This is a genomic window from Kitasatospora purpeofusca, assembly GCF_000718025.1.
GTDB classification, from domain to species: domain Bacteria; phylum Actinomycetota; class Actinomycetes; order Streptomycetales; family Streptomycetaceae; genus Kitasatospora; species Kitasatospora purpeofusca.
In genome coordinates this window covers 110,632-125,351 of the sequence record NZ_JODS01000014.1, presented here as the reverse complement: position 1 = coordinate 125,351, position 14,720 = coordinate 110,632, and the positions used below count along the sequence as shown (strand labels likewise).

Sequence of the window (14,720 nt, the reverse complement as noted above, 5' to 3'; positions counted from 1 at the left end):
CCGCCACCGCCACCCCCGCACCCGCGGGCGCGCCCACCGGCGGCGCCCCGGCCGCCGCCGAAGGCATCGGGTGGGTGCTGAGCCCGCTCCTGGAGCTGCCGGGCGTCGTCCACGCGGTGATCGCCACCGGTGACGGCCTGGTCGAGGCCGCCTCGGCCGGCCTCGGCCGCGCCTCCGCCGAGCGGGTCGCCGCGATGACCGCCACCGTCCACGCGGCCGCCCGCGCGTTCACCACCGCCTTCACCGACACCGAGCAGCCCCGGCTGGCGCAGACCGTGGTCGAGTCCGAGCTGGGCTTCGCCGTCGTCGTCCCGGCCGGGGAGAACACGTCGCTCGCGGTGTTCACCACGCCCGAGGCCCAACTCGGCAACGTCGCCTACCAGATGCAGGTCCAGGTGGCCGCCCTCGGCCGCGCCCTGGCCAGCCCGGCCAGGCGGCAGGACGCCCCGCGGTCATGACCGCCGTCCCCCGCAGGCGGATGGTGCCCGCCTACCTGGCCACCGGCGGCCGGGCCCGCGCCGGCGCCGACGGATTCGAACGGCTGACCGTGCTGTTCGCGACCGGCGCCGAGCAGCCGGAGGCGCTCACCGAGCTGGAGGCCGAGCACCGGCGGCTCTGGGAACTGCTGCGGCCCGGCGCGCTCACCGTCGTGGAGGCCGCCGCGCACCTGCGGCTCCCGGTCAGCGCGACCGTCTTCCTCGCGGCGGACCTGGTCGAGGCGGGCTGCCTGCACGCCCGCGCGCCGATCCCCCGCGCCCAGCAGACCGACCGCTCCCTCGTCGAGAGGCTCCTCGTTGGACTCCGCACTCTCCGGTAGGCCGCCCGGTCCGGGGCGCCCGGACCGGGTGGGCTACCTGCCCGACCCCGAACAGACGCTGATGAAGCTCGTGGTCGCCGGCCCCTTCGGCGTCGGCAAGACGACCTTCATCCGCACCCTCTCGGAGATCCCCACCCTGCACACCGAGGAGGCGATGACCGAGACCGGCGCGCCCGTCGACGATTTGGCGGGCCTCCCCGGCAAGTCCACCACCACGGTCGCGGTCGACTTCGGGCGGCTCACCCTGCCCGGCGAGGTGGTGCTGTACATGTTCGGCACCCCCGGCCAGCGGCGGTTCTTCCCGCTCTGGCAGGACATCGCGCGCGGCGCCCTCGGTGCCCTGGTCCTGGCGGACACCCGCCGGCTCGCCGACTCCTTCGAGATCATGGACATGGTCGAGGAGCAGGGCCTGCCGTACGCGGTCGCGGTCAACCGCTTCCCCGAATCGCCGGCGCACCCGCCCGAGGTGCTCCGCGCCCACCTCGACCTGCACCCGGCCACCCCGCTGGTGCTCTGCGACGCCCGCGAGCGCGGCTCCAGCCTGGACGCCCTGATCGCGCTCACCGAACACGTCCTGCACGGCCTGCCGCCCTCCGCCCCGGAGCAGTCATGACCACCCCCACCGCCCAGCCGCCCACTGCCCAGCCCTCCGCCGCGCAACCCCTCGCCGCGTTGCCCCCGACCGCCCTGCACGGCCCGGCCTTCGCCGCCGACCCGCAGACCGTCTACGAGCGGCTGCGCCGGCAGGGCCCGGTCGCCCCGGTGGAGATCGCTCCCGGCGTCGAGGCCCTGCTGGTCACCGACTACCAGGCCGCGCTGGACCTGCTGCGCGACACCGACACCTACTCCAAGGACTCCCGGGCCTGGCAGCAGACCGTCCCCCCGGACTCCCCGCTGCTCCCGGTGCTCGGCTACCGGCCGACCGCCCTGTTCAGCGACGGCGAGACGCACGCCCGCTACCGGCAGGTGATCACCGACGGCCTCGCGCTGCTGGAGCCGCACCTGCTGCAGCGCCGGGTCGCCGAGGTCGCCCACCGGCTGATCGGCACCTTCGGGGCCACCGGCTCCGCCGACCTCATCGCCGACTACGCCCGCCGGCTGCCCGTCCACGTGGTCACCACCTGGTTCGGCGTGCCCGACGAGCACCGGGAACGGCTGGTGGCCGGCATCGTCGGCATGATCGAGTCCACCCGGCAGGCGGTGACCGCGTACGCGGACCTCGTCGCCGTGGTCACCGCGATGGTCGCCGAGCGCCGCGAACGCCCCCGGCACGACCTGACCTCCTGGTTCCTCACCCACCCGGCGGGGCTCGACAACGACGAGGTGGTCCGGCAGATCACCCTGACCATGATCGCCGGGAACGAGCCGACCACCAACCTCATCGGCAACGCCCTGCGCCGGCTGCTCACCGACGCCCGCTACGCCGGCTCGCTGTTCGGCGGAGCGATGACCGCGCACCAGGCGATCGACGAGGTGCTCTGGCACGAGCCGCCGCTGGCCAACCTCTCCGCCCACTACCCGCGCTGCGACACCGTCCTGCACGGCCGGGCGATCCCGGCCGGCTCGCTCGTCCTGGTCTCCTACGCCGCCGCCAACTCCGAGGCCGCCCCGCCGGCCGACAGCCCCGACACGGCCGGGCTGCGCAGCGGCGAGTCGGCGCACCTCGCCTGGGCGGCCGGCCCGCACGCCTGCCCGGCCCGCGACCCGGCCCTGCTGATCGCGATCACCGCCGTCGAGCAGCTGACCAGCCGGATCGGCGACCTCGAACTCGCCGAGCCCGCCGACACCCTGCGCTGGCGCCCGGGCCCCTTCCACCGCGCCCTGGTCCGCCTCCCGGTCCGCTTCACCCCGGTCACCGGATAGTGCCGAAGGAAAGGTTTAAAATTTCGATCACGTGAGGTTGCATCCATAAAATTTGTGGTCAATTCTGTGGTTTGTTCAAATAGTCACTGCCCGGGCCGTCTCGGTGGCGTACGTTCGTGGTCGGAGCGGAGGAGGCGCAGTGTTGTCCGGATGGCAGTACCGGCTTGATCCGACATGCAGTCAGGTCGAGCTGTGCGAGACATTCGGTGACATCTGTCGGGCGGTTTGGAATATCGCCTTGGAACAGCGCAGGGAATACCGTCGGCGCGGTGCCTGGATGAACTATGAGCCGCAGGCCGCGGAGTTGGCCGTGGCGAAGCGGGAGTTTCCATGGCTCGCGGAGGCGCCTTCTCACATTCTGCAGCAGGCGCTACGTGATCTCGATCGGGCCTGTCGGGAGCGAGGGACTTTCAACGTTCGATGGCGTTCCAAGGCGCGCTGGTCGCCCTCGTTCCGCTTTCCGGATGCGAAGCAGATTGCGGTGGAGAGAACCAGTCGCAGATGGGGTCGGGTGCGTCTTCCCAAGCTCGGGTGGGTCCGGTTCCGTTGGTCGCGAGCGCCGGGTGGTCGCATCCGATCGGCGACGGTTTCGCGCAGAGGCGGACACTGGTTCGTCTCCTTCCTGATAGAAGACGAGCAGCGGACCCCGGCATGCCATGCGCTTCCCGGAAGCGTGGTCGGAATCGACAGGGGCGTGAAGGTGGCGCTGACCACTTCGGCCGGTCATTTCTACGACCGGCCCTTCGTCTCCCCGGGCGAGTCGGCACGGATGCGCCGACTTCAGCAGAAACTGGCGCGACAGACGGCCGGGAGCGGACGTCGTCGGCGGACGGTGGCGGCGATCGGATCGTTGGCGGCTCGTGCCCGCAACCGGCGGGCAGACTTCTGTGCCTGGACGGCGAACCGGATCGCGGACCAACACGCGGTGGTCGTTCTGGAGGATCTGCGGATCAAGTCGATGACCGCCAGTGCAGCCGGTACGGTCGACGAACCTGGCCGGAACGTCCAGCAGAAGGCGGGGCTCAACCGTTCGATCCTTGCGAAGAGCTGGGGTCTGTTCGAACTGGCGCTCCGTAGTCGGGCTCGTTGCACCGGCACCCGGATCGTGCTGGTGCACCCGGCATACACCTCCCAGACGTGCAACGCCTGCAAATACCGGGACGCGAAGTCGCGCGAGAGCCAAGCCGGCTTCCGGTGCACTGCCTGTGGGCATTGTGATCACGCGGATGTGAATGCCGCCAAGAACATCCTCATCGCCGCAGGGCATGCGGTGCCAGGGCGTGGAGACCTCGGGAGTGCCCGGTCCGTGAAGCGCCAACCATCGGGCGCGCGCCCCGTCGGAGGAAGCACGCGCCCGAACCCCTGCCGCGAGGCGGGGAGGAAGTCAAGCAGTAGCGCTGGTCCGTCAGCCTTCATCGGGCTTCAGGGTCAGCGAGACACTGTTGATGCAATAACGGAGGTCGGTGGGGGTTCCGTATCCCTCGCCTTCGAACACGTGTCCAAGGTGGCCGCCGCAACGGGCGCAGCGCACCTCGACCCGTCGCATGCCGAGGCTGCTGTCCTCGAGTAGCTCCACCGCGTCGGAGTTCCGGGGGTCGAAGAAGGACGGCCAGCCGCAGTGGCTGTCGAACTTGGTCTCGGAGCTGAACAGCTCGGCCCCGCAGGCCCGGCAGCCGTAGACGCCGACGGTCTTGGTGTCGGTGTACTCGCCGGTGAACGGGCGCTCGGTGCCGGCCTCCCGGAGGACGTGGTACTCCTCCGGGGACAGCTGCTCACGCCACTCGGCGTCGGTCTTCTCGATCTCGTAGCTCATGACGGCTCCAGGTCGGGGGACTCAGACGTTGGTGGAAACGTTCGCGAGGTGCTCCAGGATTTCCGGTCCCAGGTTGGTGACGTCCCCGGCACCCATGGTGAGCAGCAGGTCGCCGGGGCGGGCCAGGCCGGCCAGCAGGGCCGGGGCGGCGGCGAAGTCGTGCTCGGCGGTGACCTCGGCACCGGCCCGGCGGGCGGCGTCGAGGATCAGCTCGCTGGTGACACCGGGGATCGGGTCCTCGCGGGCCGGGTAGATGTCCAGCACCACGGAGGCGTCGGCGAGCGCCAGCGCGGCGCCCATCTCCTCGGCGAGCTGCTGGGTGCGGCTGAACAGGTGCGGCTGGAAGACCACCAGCACCCGGCCCTCGGTGGCCTCCCGGATCGCCTCCAGGTCGGCGGTCATCTCGGTCGGGTGGTGGGCGTAGGAGTCGATCACCTGGACGCCGCCCGCCTCGCCCTTGAGCTGGAGCCGGCGGCGCACGCCGGTGTAGGCGCCGAGGGCCTTCGCCAGGTCCGCGGCCCGGACACCCAGCGCGACACCGGCGGCCAGCGCGGCGACCGCGTTGTGGGCGTAGTGCCGGCCGGGCACCGAGACGGTGAAGCCCAGCTCCTCGCCGTCCAGCAGCACGGTGACCTCGCTGGTCATGCCGCGCGCGACGACCGACAGCACCCGCAGGTCGGCGTCCTCGGCGGCGCCGACGGTGACCACGTTCAGGTCCTCGCGGCCGGCCACCCGGGCGGTCAGCTCGCGGGCGCCGTCGTGGTCGGCGGAGACCACCAGGGTGCCGCCGGGGGTGATCCGGGCGACGAAGGTCTCGAAGGACTCGTGGATCTCGTCGATCGAGGCGTAGTTGGCGTGGTGGTCCAGCTCCACGTTGAGCACGATCGCCACCTCGGGCGCGTACTTGTGGAAGCTGCGGTCGCTCTCGTCGGCCTCGGCGACGAAGATCTCGCCGGTGCCGTGGTGGGCGTTGGAACCGGGGGCGTCGAGGTCGCCGCCGATCGCGTAGGACGGGTCCAGGCCCAGTTCGCCGAGGGCGACGGCGAGCATGCTGGTGGTGGTGGTCTTGCCGTGGGTGCCGGCCACCGCCAGCGCCCGGCGGCCGCCCATCAGCGCGGCGAGCGCGTCGGAGCGGTGCACCACCGGGATGCCGCGCTCGCGGGCCGCGGCCAGCTCCGGGTTGTCGGCGCGGATGGCGCTGGAGACCACGATGCTGCTCGCGCCGTCCGGCACGTGCTCGGCGGCGTGGCCGATGTGGACGGCGGCGCCGAGGGCGCGCAGCGCGAGGACGGTCTCGGACTCCTTGGAGTCGCTGCCGGAGACGCTGGCCCCGCGCACCGCGAGGATCTTCGCCAGGCCGGACATGCCGGCGCCGCCGATGCCGATGAAGTGCGGGGCGTGCAGGTCGTGCGCGGCGTCGTTCAAGGCGGGGCTCCGTACGGGGCGGGGACGGGGGAGGTGCGGACGACGGTCGTTTCGTCCTCGCGGCCGGGGCGCGCCGGACCGCAAGGACGATTCTGCACCACGACGGCGCCCGGACCCCGCCCCGCCCGACGCGGGGAGGGCCGGGGTCAGGAGTCGCTGGCGAACAGCCGCAGCACCGGGACGCCCACCTTGTGGCGGGCCTGGGAGGCCCAGTCGCGGTGGAAGAACTCCTCCACGAAGTGCGGGGACGTGAGCACCACCACCTCGTCGGCGCGGTGCTCCTCCACCACGGCGCGCAGCCGGTCCAGCGGCTTCTCCTCGACCAGTTCGCCGACCGCCTCGGCGCCGGCCCGGCGCAGGTGGCGCAGGCTGTGCTCCAGCGACTCGGTGGCGACCGTGGGCCCGCTCTCGGACTCGTCGTGCTCGCGCACCACCTTGTCGAGGTGGCCGAGGGCCACGTCGTCCAGCGCCCGCAGCAGTTCGTCCTGCTTGCCGCGCGGCTGCATCAGGACGACGAAGGACACCTTCTCCTCGCTGTGCAGCGTGGTGACGAGCTCCACGTCGGCGTCGGAGAGCGCCTTTTCGATCATCAGTACCGTCTTGAACACGTGAGTCCCTTCCAGACACCGGCCCCCGGGCCCCGGCTTCGCATCCCATACTGCCCGGCGGAAGCTTTCCGCACGCTGCTCACCCGGCACACGGGCCACGCGGAGGAAGTCCCGGAAGAGAGCGGGATCACGGTGCGGAGGTCATGGGGTCGGCGGACGCAGGTAACGGGTGAAGAGGAATCCTTTCTGCTCGATCAATGAGACCAGTCGCATCCGCCGCACGTCAGGCATTTCCGCATCGTGGATGATGCGCGGCGCGTCGCCGCCGGTGATCAGCGGGGCCAGCGACAGGCACAGCTCGTCCAGCAGGTCCGCGGCGGCCAGCTGCCCCAGCAGCCGCGGGCCGCCCTCGGTCAGCATCCGCGGCAGGCCCCGCTCCGCCAGCGCCGCGACCGCCGCCGGCAGGTCCACCGAACCCCGTCCGACCGCGATCACGTCGGCCACCTCGGCCACCGCGGCCAGGCTGCGCGCCGGCGCGTCCTCGGTGGTGACCACCACCGTGCGCACCAGCGGTTCGGTGAACAGCGGCGCCGCGAGGTCCAGGCCCAGCGAGCGGCTGACGACCGCGATCACCGGGGCCGGCGCCTGCCCGGCCGCCCGGCGCGCCGCGGCGGACCCGGCCGGCGCCGCGGCCGGGCCGTACCCCTCGGCGCGCACCGTCTCGGCGCCCACCAGCACCACGTCCGACAGCGCCCGCAGCACCCCGAAGATCCGCTTGTCGGCCGGGCTCGACAGGCCCTCCGAGAGCCCGTCCAGCCGGGCCCCGCCGTCCAGGCCGGCCACCATGTTGGCGCGCAGCCACGGGCGGCCGTGATTCACCTGCCCGGGGTACGCGTACACGGCGGCGAGCGCCTCCGACGACTCCGGATCCTCGAACACCGCGCCCGGCGGAGCGATCAGCTGCTGCATGTCCCCAGTCTCGCAGCGGCCGGGGTCGGAGTCCGCGCCGGGCGGGCGTACCCTTGACCACCGTGCCCGCAGCCTCCCGCCCCGACACCGTGACCGAGCCGATAGCCGGCAGCGCCGGTTCGCCGATCGCCCTCACCGACCGCCGTCCGGTCGTGCCCGCCGAGCGCCTGGTCGCCGAGATGGTGCCGCCGCCGCGCTTCTCCGACGTGAGCTTCGGGACGTACATCCCGGACCCGGGCCAGCCCAGCCAGTACGAGGCCGTGCAGGTCCTGGAGCAGTTCGCGGGTGCGCTCAACGGCGGGAACGGCGCCGCGCCCAAGCGCGGCTGGTTCCGCCGCAGCGCCCCGGCCCCCGTCGGCCCGGCCGGCATCTACCTCGACGGCGGCTACGGCGTCGGCAAGACCCACCTGCTCGCCTCGCTCTGGCACGCCGTCCCCGGCCCCAAGGCCTTCGGCACCTTCGTCGAGCTGACCAACCTGGTCGGCGCGCTCGGCTTCCAGCAGGCCGTGCGGACCCTGTCCGACCACCGCCTGCTGTGCATCGACGAGTTCGAGCTGGACGACCCGGGCGACACCGTCCTGGTCTCCACCCTGCTCGGCCGCCTGGTCGAGAACGGCGTCAAACTGTGCGCCACCTCCAACACCCTGCCGGAGAAGCTCGGCGAGGGCCGGTTCGCCGCCGCCGACTTCCTGCGCGAGATCCAGGGCCTGTCGGCGCACTTCCGCCCGATGCGGATCGACGGCCAGGACTACCGCCACCGCGGCCTGCCCGACGCCCCGCCGCCCTACGGCGACGCCGAGGTCGACGCCGTCGCCGCCCGCACCCCCGGCGCCTCGCTGGACGACTTCGACACCCTGCTCGCCCACCTCCCCGCCGTCCACCCCAGCCGCTACGGCGCCCTCCTGGACGACGTGACCGCCGTCTGCCTGCGCGGCGTCCGCCAGGTCGAGGACCAGTCCACCGCCCTGCGCCTGGTCGTCCTCGCCGACCGCATGTACGACCGCGAACTCCCCATCACCGCCTCCGGCCTCCCCTTCGACCAGGTCTTCCCCGAGGAGATGCTCCGCGGCGGCTACCGCAAGAAGTACCTCCGCGCCGTCTCCCGCCTCGTCGCCCTCGCCCGGGACAGCGCCAAGTAGTCCGCGCTTGTCGGTGGTGGGTCGTACGGTGGTGGCGTGCGACCCATCACGAGTATTGAGCGGTCAGTGGCGCCCTTCGAGGTCGTCAGTCCCTACCAGCCCAACGGTGACCAGCCGGCGGCGATCGCCGAGCTGGAGCGGCGGATCCGCGGCGGGGAGAAGGACGTCGTCCTGCTCGGTGCCACCGGTACCGGCAAGTCGGCCACCACGGCCTGGATGATCGAGAAGCTGCAGCGGCCCACCCTGGTGATGGCGCCGAACAAGACGCTGGCGGCGCAGCTGGCGAACGAGTTCCGCGAACTGCTGCCCAACAACGCGGTCGAGTACTTCGTCTCGTACTACGACTACTACCAGCCCGAGGCGTACGTCCCGCAGACGGACACCTACATCGAGAAGGACTCCTCGATCAACGAGGAGGTCGAGCGGCTGCGCCACTCGGCGACCAACTCGCTGCTCACCCGCCGGGACGTGATCGTGGTCGCGTCCGTGTCCTGCATCTACGGCCTCGGCACCCCGCAGGAGTACGTGGACCGGATGGTGCGGCTGAAGGTCGGCGAGGAGATCGACCGGGACGTGCTGCTGCGCCGTTTCGTCGAAATCCAGTACACCCGCAACGACCTGGCCTTCACCCGCGGCACCTTCCGGGTCCGCGGCGACACCATCGAGATCTTCCCGGTGTACGAGGAGCTGGCCGTCCGGATCGAGATGTTCGGCGACGAGATCGAGGCGCTCTACACCCTGCACCCGCTCACCGGCGAGATCATCAGCCAGGACGACTCCGTGTACGTCTTCCCGGCCTCGCACTACGTGGCCGGTCCGGAGCGGATGGAGCGCGCGGTCACCGACATCGAGAAGGAGCTGGAGCAGACCCTCGCCAGGATGGAGAAGCAGGGCAAGCTGCTGGAGGCCCAGCGGCTGCGCATGCGCACCACCTACGACATCGAGATGCTGCGCCAGATCGGCACCTGCTCCGGGGTCGAGAACTACTCGATGCACTTCGACGGCCGCGAGCCCGGCTCCCCGCCGAACACCCTGCTGGACTACTTCCCGGAGGACTTCCTCCTGGTCATCGACGAGTCGCACGTCACCGTGCCGCAGATCGGCGCCATGTACGAGGGTGACGCCTCGCGCAAGCGGACCCTGGTCGAGCACGGCTTCCGGCTGCCCTCGGCGATGGACAACCGCCCGCTGAAGTGGGAGGAGTTCCTGGAGCGGATCGGCCAGACCGTCTACCTGTCGGCGACCCCGGGGAAGTTCGAGCTCTCCCGGGGCGACGGCCAGGTCGAGCAGATCATCCGCCCGACCGGTCTGATCGACCCCGAGGTGATCGTCAAGCCGACCGAGGGCCAGATCGACGACCTGGTGCACGAGGTCCGCAAGCGGGTGGAGCGGGACGAGCGGGTCCTGGTCACCACGCTCACCAAGAAGATGTCCGAGGACCTCACCGACTACATGCTCGGCCTGGACATCCGGGTCCGGTACCTGCACAGCGACATCGACACCCTGCGCCGGGTCGAGCTGCTGCGCGAGCTGCGGGCCGGCGAGTACGACGTACTGGTGGGCATCAACCTGCTCCGCGAGGGCCTGGACCTGCCCGAGGTGTCGCTGGTGGCGATCCTGGACGCGGACAAGGAGGGCTTCCTGCGCTCCGGCACCTCGCTGATCCAGACCATCGGCCGCGCGGCCCGCAACGTCTCCGGCCAGGTCCACATGTACGCGGACCGGATCACCCCGGCGATGGAGAAGGCCATCGACGAGACCAACCGCCGCCGGGAGGTCCAGCAGGCGTACAACAAGAAGCACGGGATCGACCCGCAGCCGCTGCGCAAGAAGATCGGCGACATCCTGGACACCCTCGCCCGCGAGGACGTGGACACCGACGAGCTGCTCTCCACCGGTTACCGCGCGCCGGGCGGCGGCAAGGGGGCCAAGGGCAAGGCGCCGGTGCCGGCCCTGGGCGCCGACCGCAAGCCGGCGAAGTCGATGCCGGCCGCGGAGCTGGCCGAGCTGATCCAGTCGATGACCGAGCGGATGCACGCCGCCGCGACCGACCTCCAGTTCGAGGTGGCGGCCCGGCTGCGCGACGAGGTCAAGGAGCTGAAGCGGGAGCTGCGCCAGATGCGCGAGGCCGGCATCGCCTGACGCCCGCCCGGCGGGCGTGGCCGGTTCTCTGCCCGGCCGCGCCCGCCGGTGCGTCGCCGCCCCGGCGAGGGGGTACACGGCGGGAAAGGCGTTGGACCGCAGGGCTCAGGCCCTGTCTCCTGGATCTTGTCGGGTCAGGCCGCGGCGGTGGGGTGCGTGCATCGCAAGGCGGAGGAGGGAGCCACTGCGGAGCATTGGCGACCGACGACAACGCGGCGAGGTGCGTGCCCCGGCGTCGAGGCCCCGGCAAGGATCCAGGAGACAGGGCCTAGGCTGGTCCGCGGTGCCGTCCTTGTCGGGCGGCCGGTAAAGAGGGGGCCTCAGCCGGGGGACGGCAACGGGGTGTTCCACCGTGGAGCCGGCGCGGGGATCCCGTGCGGCTGGGCAGAGAGGACAACCGCCGTGTCGGTGAACCTGGCCAAGGGGCAGCGGGTCAGTCTGCAGACGGGCCCGGGGGAGACGCTGACCGTGGTCCGGATGGGCCTGGGCTGGCGGGCGGCGCCCCGGCGGGGCCTGTTCGGCAGCCGGACGCGGCAGATCGACCTGGACGCCTCGGCGCTGCTGTACGCCGAGCACACTCCGTCCGACGTGGTCTTCTTCCAGCACCTGGAGAGTTCCGACGGTTCGGTCCGGCACACCGGGGACAACCTGGTCGGCGGCTCCGGGGCGGGGGAGGACGACGAGGCGATCCTGGTGGACCTGGCGCACGTGCCGCCGCACATCACCCAGGTGGTGTTCACGGTCAGCTCCTACACCGGGCAGACCTTCGCCGAGGTGCAGAACGCGCACTGCCGGCTGGTGGACGAGTCGACCGGGCTGGAGCTGGCCCGCTACGACCTGACCGGCGGCGGTCCGCACACCGGGCAGATCATGGCGAAGGTGTTCCGGGACGGTGCCGGGGGCTGGGAGATGCAGGCGATCGGCGCCCCGGCGAAGGGCCGCTCCTTCCAGGACCTGCTGCCCGCCATCGAGCCGTTCCTCTGACGGTTCTTTACCTTCTTTACCTTTCCTTGGGAGTGCTGTTACCCTTCTTGCAGCGGAGGGGAGTATTCCCTCGCAGTCGTCCCCGTCATCACGGGTGCCTGTCACGGCACCCCGGGGCGCTGGTCCGCGGTCGCGCAGTCGCGCGTCCGACGGGCGGAAGAGACCTCCGGCAGTGACGATGACTGTCTCGCCTACCTGCCGGAGGAGCAGTAGTGGACGTTTCCGTAAGTTTGTGGGTCGGCACGATCGTGGTGCTGTTGGCACTGGTCGTGGCCGATTTCTTCATCGGCGGGCGCAAGCCGCACGAGGTCTCGATCAAGGAAGCCGGCATCTGGACCACGGTCTGGGTCGTGCTGGCGGTGATCTTCGGCGGTTTCCTCTGGTGGCACTCCGGCGCGACGCCGGCCGGTGAGTTCTTCGCCGGCTACATCACCGAGAAGTCGCTCAGTGTCGACAACCTGTTCGTCTTCATCCTGATCATGGGCAAGTTCGCGGTGCCGCGGATCTACCAGCAGCGCGTGCTGATGTTCGGTGTGATCATCGCCCTGGTGCTGCGCGCGGTCTTCATCGCCGGCGGTGCCGCGCTGGTCGCCCAGTTCTCCTGGGTCTTCTTCATCTTCGGCGGCTTCCTGATCTGGACGGCCTGGAAGCTGATCAAGGAGGCGCGGGCCGACGAGGAGGAAGAGGAGTTCGAGGAGAACCGCCTGCTCAAGTCGATCGAGCAGCGCTTCCCGTCGACCGACAAGTACCACGGCACCAAGCTCTTCGTTCGGGAGAACGGCCGCCGGCTGATGACCCCGATGCTGATCGTCATGATCGCGATCGGCACCACCGACGTCCTGTTCGCGCTGGACTCGATCCCGGCGATCTTCGGCCTGACCCAGGACCCGTACATCGTCTTCACCGCCAACGCCTTCGCCCTGATGGGCCTGCGCCAGCTGTACTTCCTCATCGGCGGTCTGCTGAAGAAGCTGGTCCACCTGTCGTACGGCCTGTCGGTCATCCTGGGCTTCATCGGGGTGAAGCTGGTGCTGCACGCGCTGCACGAGCAGGGTGTGCACGTGCCGGAGATCGGCATCCCGTTCTCGCTGGGCTTCATCGTGGTGGTGCTCGCCATCACCACCGCGACCAGCCTGATGGCCTCCAAGAAGGCCGCCCTGGCCGAGCAGGCGGAGCAGGGCGGGCAGGGCGAGCCGGAGAAGCTGGACGCCTGACGCACCTCCTCCGTCGAACGGGCGGGCCCGCGACCGATCACCTCGGTCGCGGGCCCGCCCGTTCCGGCTGTCGGCGGCTACCAGCCGCGCTCGCGCCACTCCGCGAGGTGCGGGCGCTCGGTGCCGAGGGTGGTGTCGTCGCCGTGGCCGGGGTAGACCCAGGCCTCGTCCGGCAGCACGTCGAAGATCTTCCCGGTGACGTCCCGGAACAGGCTCGCGAAGGCGTCCCGGTCGCCCCAGGTGTTGCCGATGCCGCCGGGGAAGAGGCAGTCGCCGGTGAACACGTGCTGGTGGCCCACCGGGTCGTCGTAGACCAGCACGATCGCGCCGGGGGTGTGGCCGACCAGGTGCCGGACGGTCAGCTCGCAGCGGCCCACCGCGAGGGTGTCGCCGTCCGCGAGCGGCAGCGCGGTGGGGACGTCGATGCCCTCGGCGTCGTGCTCGCCCGCCGCGGTGCGCGCGCCGGTGGCGGCGACCACCTCGGCCAGCGCCCCCCAGTGGTCGTGGTGGCGGTGGGTGGTGACCACGGTGGCCAGCCGCTCGCCGACCGTCTCCAGCAGCACCGGCGCGTCGGCCGCCGCGTCGATCAGCAACTGCTCGTCGGTGTCCCGGCAGCGCAGCAGGTAGGCGTTGTTGTTGTGGGGGCCGACCGCCACCTTGGTGATGATCAGGTGCGCCAGCTCGCGCACGTCCGGCGGCCCGCCGACCTTGACCGCTCCGTGGTACGTCATACGTCCGCTCCTTGTCGGGCTACAGGGTCAGGGCCATCCTCGCGCCTGCGAGGGGGCTCAGCCCAACGGGGGGAGGACCGGCAGGTCGGTGCCGGGGGTGCGGCGCAGGGCGGCGCCGTCGGACCGGCCGGAGAGCCAGGCGAGCAGGGCGCGGACGGGGCCCTCGACGGTCAGGGCGGGGGTGCCGGCGCCGATCACGGCGCGTTCGGCGGTGTCCTCGGCCAGCAGCTCGACGGCGGGCAGCCCGGCGCCGGCCGGTCCGGCCAGCTTCTCGGCGAGCTGCCGGAACTCGGTGGCGGCGAACTCCTCCGGCCAGTGCGCGGGGGTGTAGCCGGCGTCCAGGTCGACGTGGTGGTACTCGACCTCCGCCAGCCGCCGCCAGGGGATCTCCGCGGCCGGGAAGACGGCGCCGCTGCGGTGCTTGACCTCCGCGGCCCAGGCCCCGTCCGGCAGCAGGGCGGCCGCCGCTACGAAGCGGGCGTGGGAGGCGCGCAGGTCGGCGAGCTGCTCGTCCACCGGGCGGGGCGCGCCCTCCTCGATGTCCCGGTCACGGGCCTCCTGGCTCGGGTACTGCGGGATGTCGGTGCCGGTGCGGGCGCCGTCCAGCAGGTTGACCAGCGAGTCGGCGTTGCGGGCGAGGTGGGCGAGGACGTGGCCGCGGGTCCAGCCGGGCAGCGCGGAGGGCCCGGCGGCGGCCTCCGCCCCGATCCCGGCGACGGTCCGCAGCAGCAGGCGGGTGCTCTCCTCGACCTCGGCCAGGCGCCGGGCGGCGACGGCGGGGAGGGAGGGGGCGGGGTCGGTCTGCGGCCCGGTGCGCGGGTCGGTCTGCGGGTCGGTCATCGATTCGGCCTTCGGTGGGAGACGGCGCGTTGCCCCGAGGGGGCTTCGCTCGTTGACCAGGTGACGCTACCGCCGTTGCCCCCCCGCCGAGCAGGGGCTTTTCGGTCCGCGCGTCAAGACTCCGCGCATCGTCCTCACTCGTTCGGGTGGACCCGGCTGGACGAGCTCGATAATCGAACGCGTGAGCTAGTAGGCTGGCTGCCGCATCCTGGAAGAAGTACACCCCTCGAAACCC

General features: G+C 71.6%; 14 protein-coding genes and 1 pseudogene. 9 read left to right on the top strand and 6 right to left on the bottom strand.

The window, feature by feature from the left end:
- Positions 1-65: 65 nt before the first annotated feature.
- The 5 genes and pseudogenes from IF01_RS0120870 to IF01_RS45725 form a co-directional block, all read left to right on the top strand.
- A complete protein-coding gene (locus IF01_RS0120870) occupies positions 66-458 on the top strand; it encodes a roadblock/LC7 domain-containing protein (protein WP_030394988.1) in 393 nt (130 codons plus the stop codon).
- Positions 455-817 carry a DUF742 domain-containing protein gene (locus IF01_RS0120865; protein ID WP_030394987.1) on the top strand — a complete coding sequence of 121 codons (363 nt, stop codon included), beginning with the start codon at positions 455-457 and terminating at the stop codon, positions 815-817. The genes IF01_RS0120870 and IF01_RS0120865 overlap by 4 nt, the downstream gene beginning before the upstream one ends.
- Positions 795-1,430 (top strand): GTP-binding protein, encoded by a 636-nt coding sequence (locus tag IF01_RS0120860; protein WP_030394986.1) that lies wholly within the window; start codon positions 795-797, stop codon positions 1,428-1,430. The genes IF01_RS0120865 and IF01_RS0120860 overlap by 23 nt, the downstream gene beginning before the upstream one ends.
- Entirely contained in the window at positions 1,427-2,680 is a 1,254-nt protein-coding gene (locus IF01_RS0120855; RefSeq protein ID WP_030394985.1) for a cytochrome P450, read from the top strand. Before IF01_RS0120860 ends, IF01_RS0120855 begins: the two co-directional genes overlap by 4 nt.
- Before the next feature lie 103 nt (positions 2,681-2,783).
- Positions 2,784-3,920: pseudogene (locus IF01_RS45725) on the top strand (RNA-guided endonuclease InsQ/TnpB family protein); the annotation flags it as partial.
- Positions 3,921-4,085: 165 nt separating this feature from the next.
- On the opposite strand, the gene msrB reads toward IF01_RS45725, so the two are convergent.
- The 4 genes from msrB to IF01_RS0120835 all read right to left on the bottom strand — a co-directional run bounded on the left by msrB (position 4,086) and on the right by IF01_RS0120835 (position 7,435).
- Positions 4,086-4,493 carry a peptide-methionine (R)-S-oxide reductase MsrB gene (gene msrB / locus IF01_RS0120850; RefSeq protein ID WP_030394984.1) on the bottom strand — a complete coding sequence of 136 codons (408 nt, stop codon included), beginning with the start codon at positions 4,491-4,493 and terminating at the stop codon, positions 4,086-4,088.
- Between the two features lie 21 nt (positions 4,494-4,514).
- Positions 4,515-5,918, bottom strand: coding sequence for a UDP-N-acetylmuramate--L-alanine ligase (murC, locus tag IF01_RS0120845; RefSeq protein ID WP_030394983.1), 1,404 nt, complete (start codon positions 5,916-5,918; stop codon positions 4,515-4,517).
- Positions 5,919-6,064: 146 nt separating this feature from the next.
- The gene (locus IF01_RS0120840) at positions 6,065-6,526 is read right to left on the bottom strand and encodes a hypothetical protein (RefSeq protein WP_030394982.1); all 462 of its coding nucleotides are present in this window, start codon (positions 6,524-6,526) and stop codon (positions 6,065-6,067) included.
- A 141-nt stretch (positions 6,527-6,667) separates the two neighbouring features.
- Complete coding sequence (locus tag IF01_RS0120835) at positions 6,668-7,435, bottom strand: pyrimidine reductase family protein (RefSeq protein ID WP_030394981.1); 768 nt, start codon at positions 7,433-7,435, stop codon at positions 6,668-6,670.
- Positions 7,436-7,497: 62 nt separating this feature from the next.
- Between IF01_RS0120835 and zapE the strand changes: the two genes are divergently transcribed.
- The 4 genes from zapE (at position 7,498) to IF01_RS0120815 (ending at position 12,914) form a co-directional block, all read left to right on the top strand.
- Positions 7,498-8,574: a cell division protein ZapE gene (gene zapE / locus IF01_RS0120830; protein ID WP_244215574.1), complete on the top strand. Its 1,077-nt coding sequence runs from the start codon at positions 7,498-7,500 to the stop codon at positions 8,572-8,574.
- 36 nt (positions 8,575-8,610) lie between these two features.
- Positions 8,611-10,716, top strand: coding sequence for an excinuclease ABC subunit UvrB (gene uvrB / locus IF01_RS0120825; RefSeq protein WP_030394979.1), 2,106 nt, complete (start codon positions 8,611-8,613; stop codon positions 10,714-10,716).
- A 402-nt stretch (positions 10,717-11,118) separates the two neighbouring features.
- On the top strand, positions 11,119-11,700 hold the full coding sequence (locus IF01_RS0120820) for a TerD family protein (RefSeq protein ID WP_030394978.1): 582 nt from the start codon (positions 11,119-11,121) through the stop codon (positions 11,698-11,700).
- Positions 11,701-11,912: 212 nt separating this feature from the next.
- Positions 11,913-12,914, top strand: a complete 1,002-nt coding sequence (locus IF01_RS0120815; RefSeq protein ID WP_030394977.1) for a TerC family protein — start codon at positions 11,913-11,915, stop codon at positions 12,912-12,914.
- Between the two features lie 77 nt (positions 12,915-12,991).
- On the opposite strand, the gene IF01_RS0120810 is transcribed toward IF01_RS0120815, so the two are convergent.
- The gene (locus IF01_RS0120810) at positions 12,992-13,645 is read right to left on the bottom strand and encodes an MBL fold metallo-hydrolase (RefSeq protein ID WP_030394976.1); all 654 of its coding nucleotides are present in this window, start codon (positions 13,643-13,645) and stop codon (positions 12,992-12,994) included.
- Positions 13,646-13,702: 57 nt separating this feature from the next.
- Positions 13,703-14,485 carry a maleylpyruvate isomerase family mycothiol-dependent enzyme gene (locus IF01_RS0120805; protein WP_078880147.1) on the bottom strand — a complete coding sequence of 261 codons (783 nt, stop codon included), beginning with the start codon at positions 14,483-14,485 and terminating at the stop codon, positions 13,703-13,705.
- Positions 14,486-14,720: the final 235 nt, after the last annotated feature.

Bases quoted from the DNA above. Each gene is read 5' to 3' on its own strand.
- msrB (WP_030394984.1), bottom strand. From the start codon at position 4,493: ATGAGCTACGAGATCGAGAAGACCGACGCCGAGTGGCGTGAGCAGCTG.
- IF01_RS0120835 (WP_030394981.1), bottom strand. From the start codon at position 7,435: ATGCAGCAGCTGATCGCTCCGCCGGGCGCGGTGTTCGAGGATCCGGAG.
- IF01_RS0120805 (WP_078880147.1), bottom strand. From the start codon at position 14,485: ATGACCGACCCGCAGACCGACCCGCGCACCGGGCCGCAGACCGACCCC.
- IF01_RS0120810 (WP_030394976.1), bottom strand. From the start codon at position 13,645: ATGACGTACCACGGAGCGGTCAAGGTCGGCGGGCCGCCGGACGTGCGC.
- IF01_RS0120855 (WP_030394985.1), top strand. From the start codon at position 1,427: ATGACCACCCCCACCGCCCAGCCGCCCACTGCCCAGCCCTCCGCCGCG.
- IF01_RS0120865 (WP_030394987.1), top strand. From the start codon at position 455: ATGACCGCCGTCCCCCGCAGGCGGATGGTGCCCGCCTACCTGGCCACC.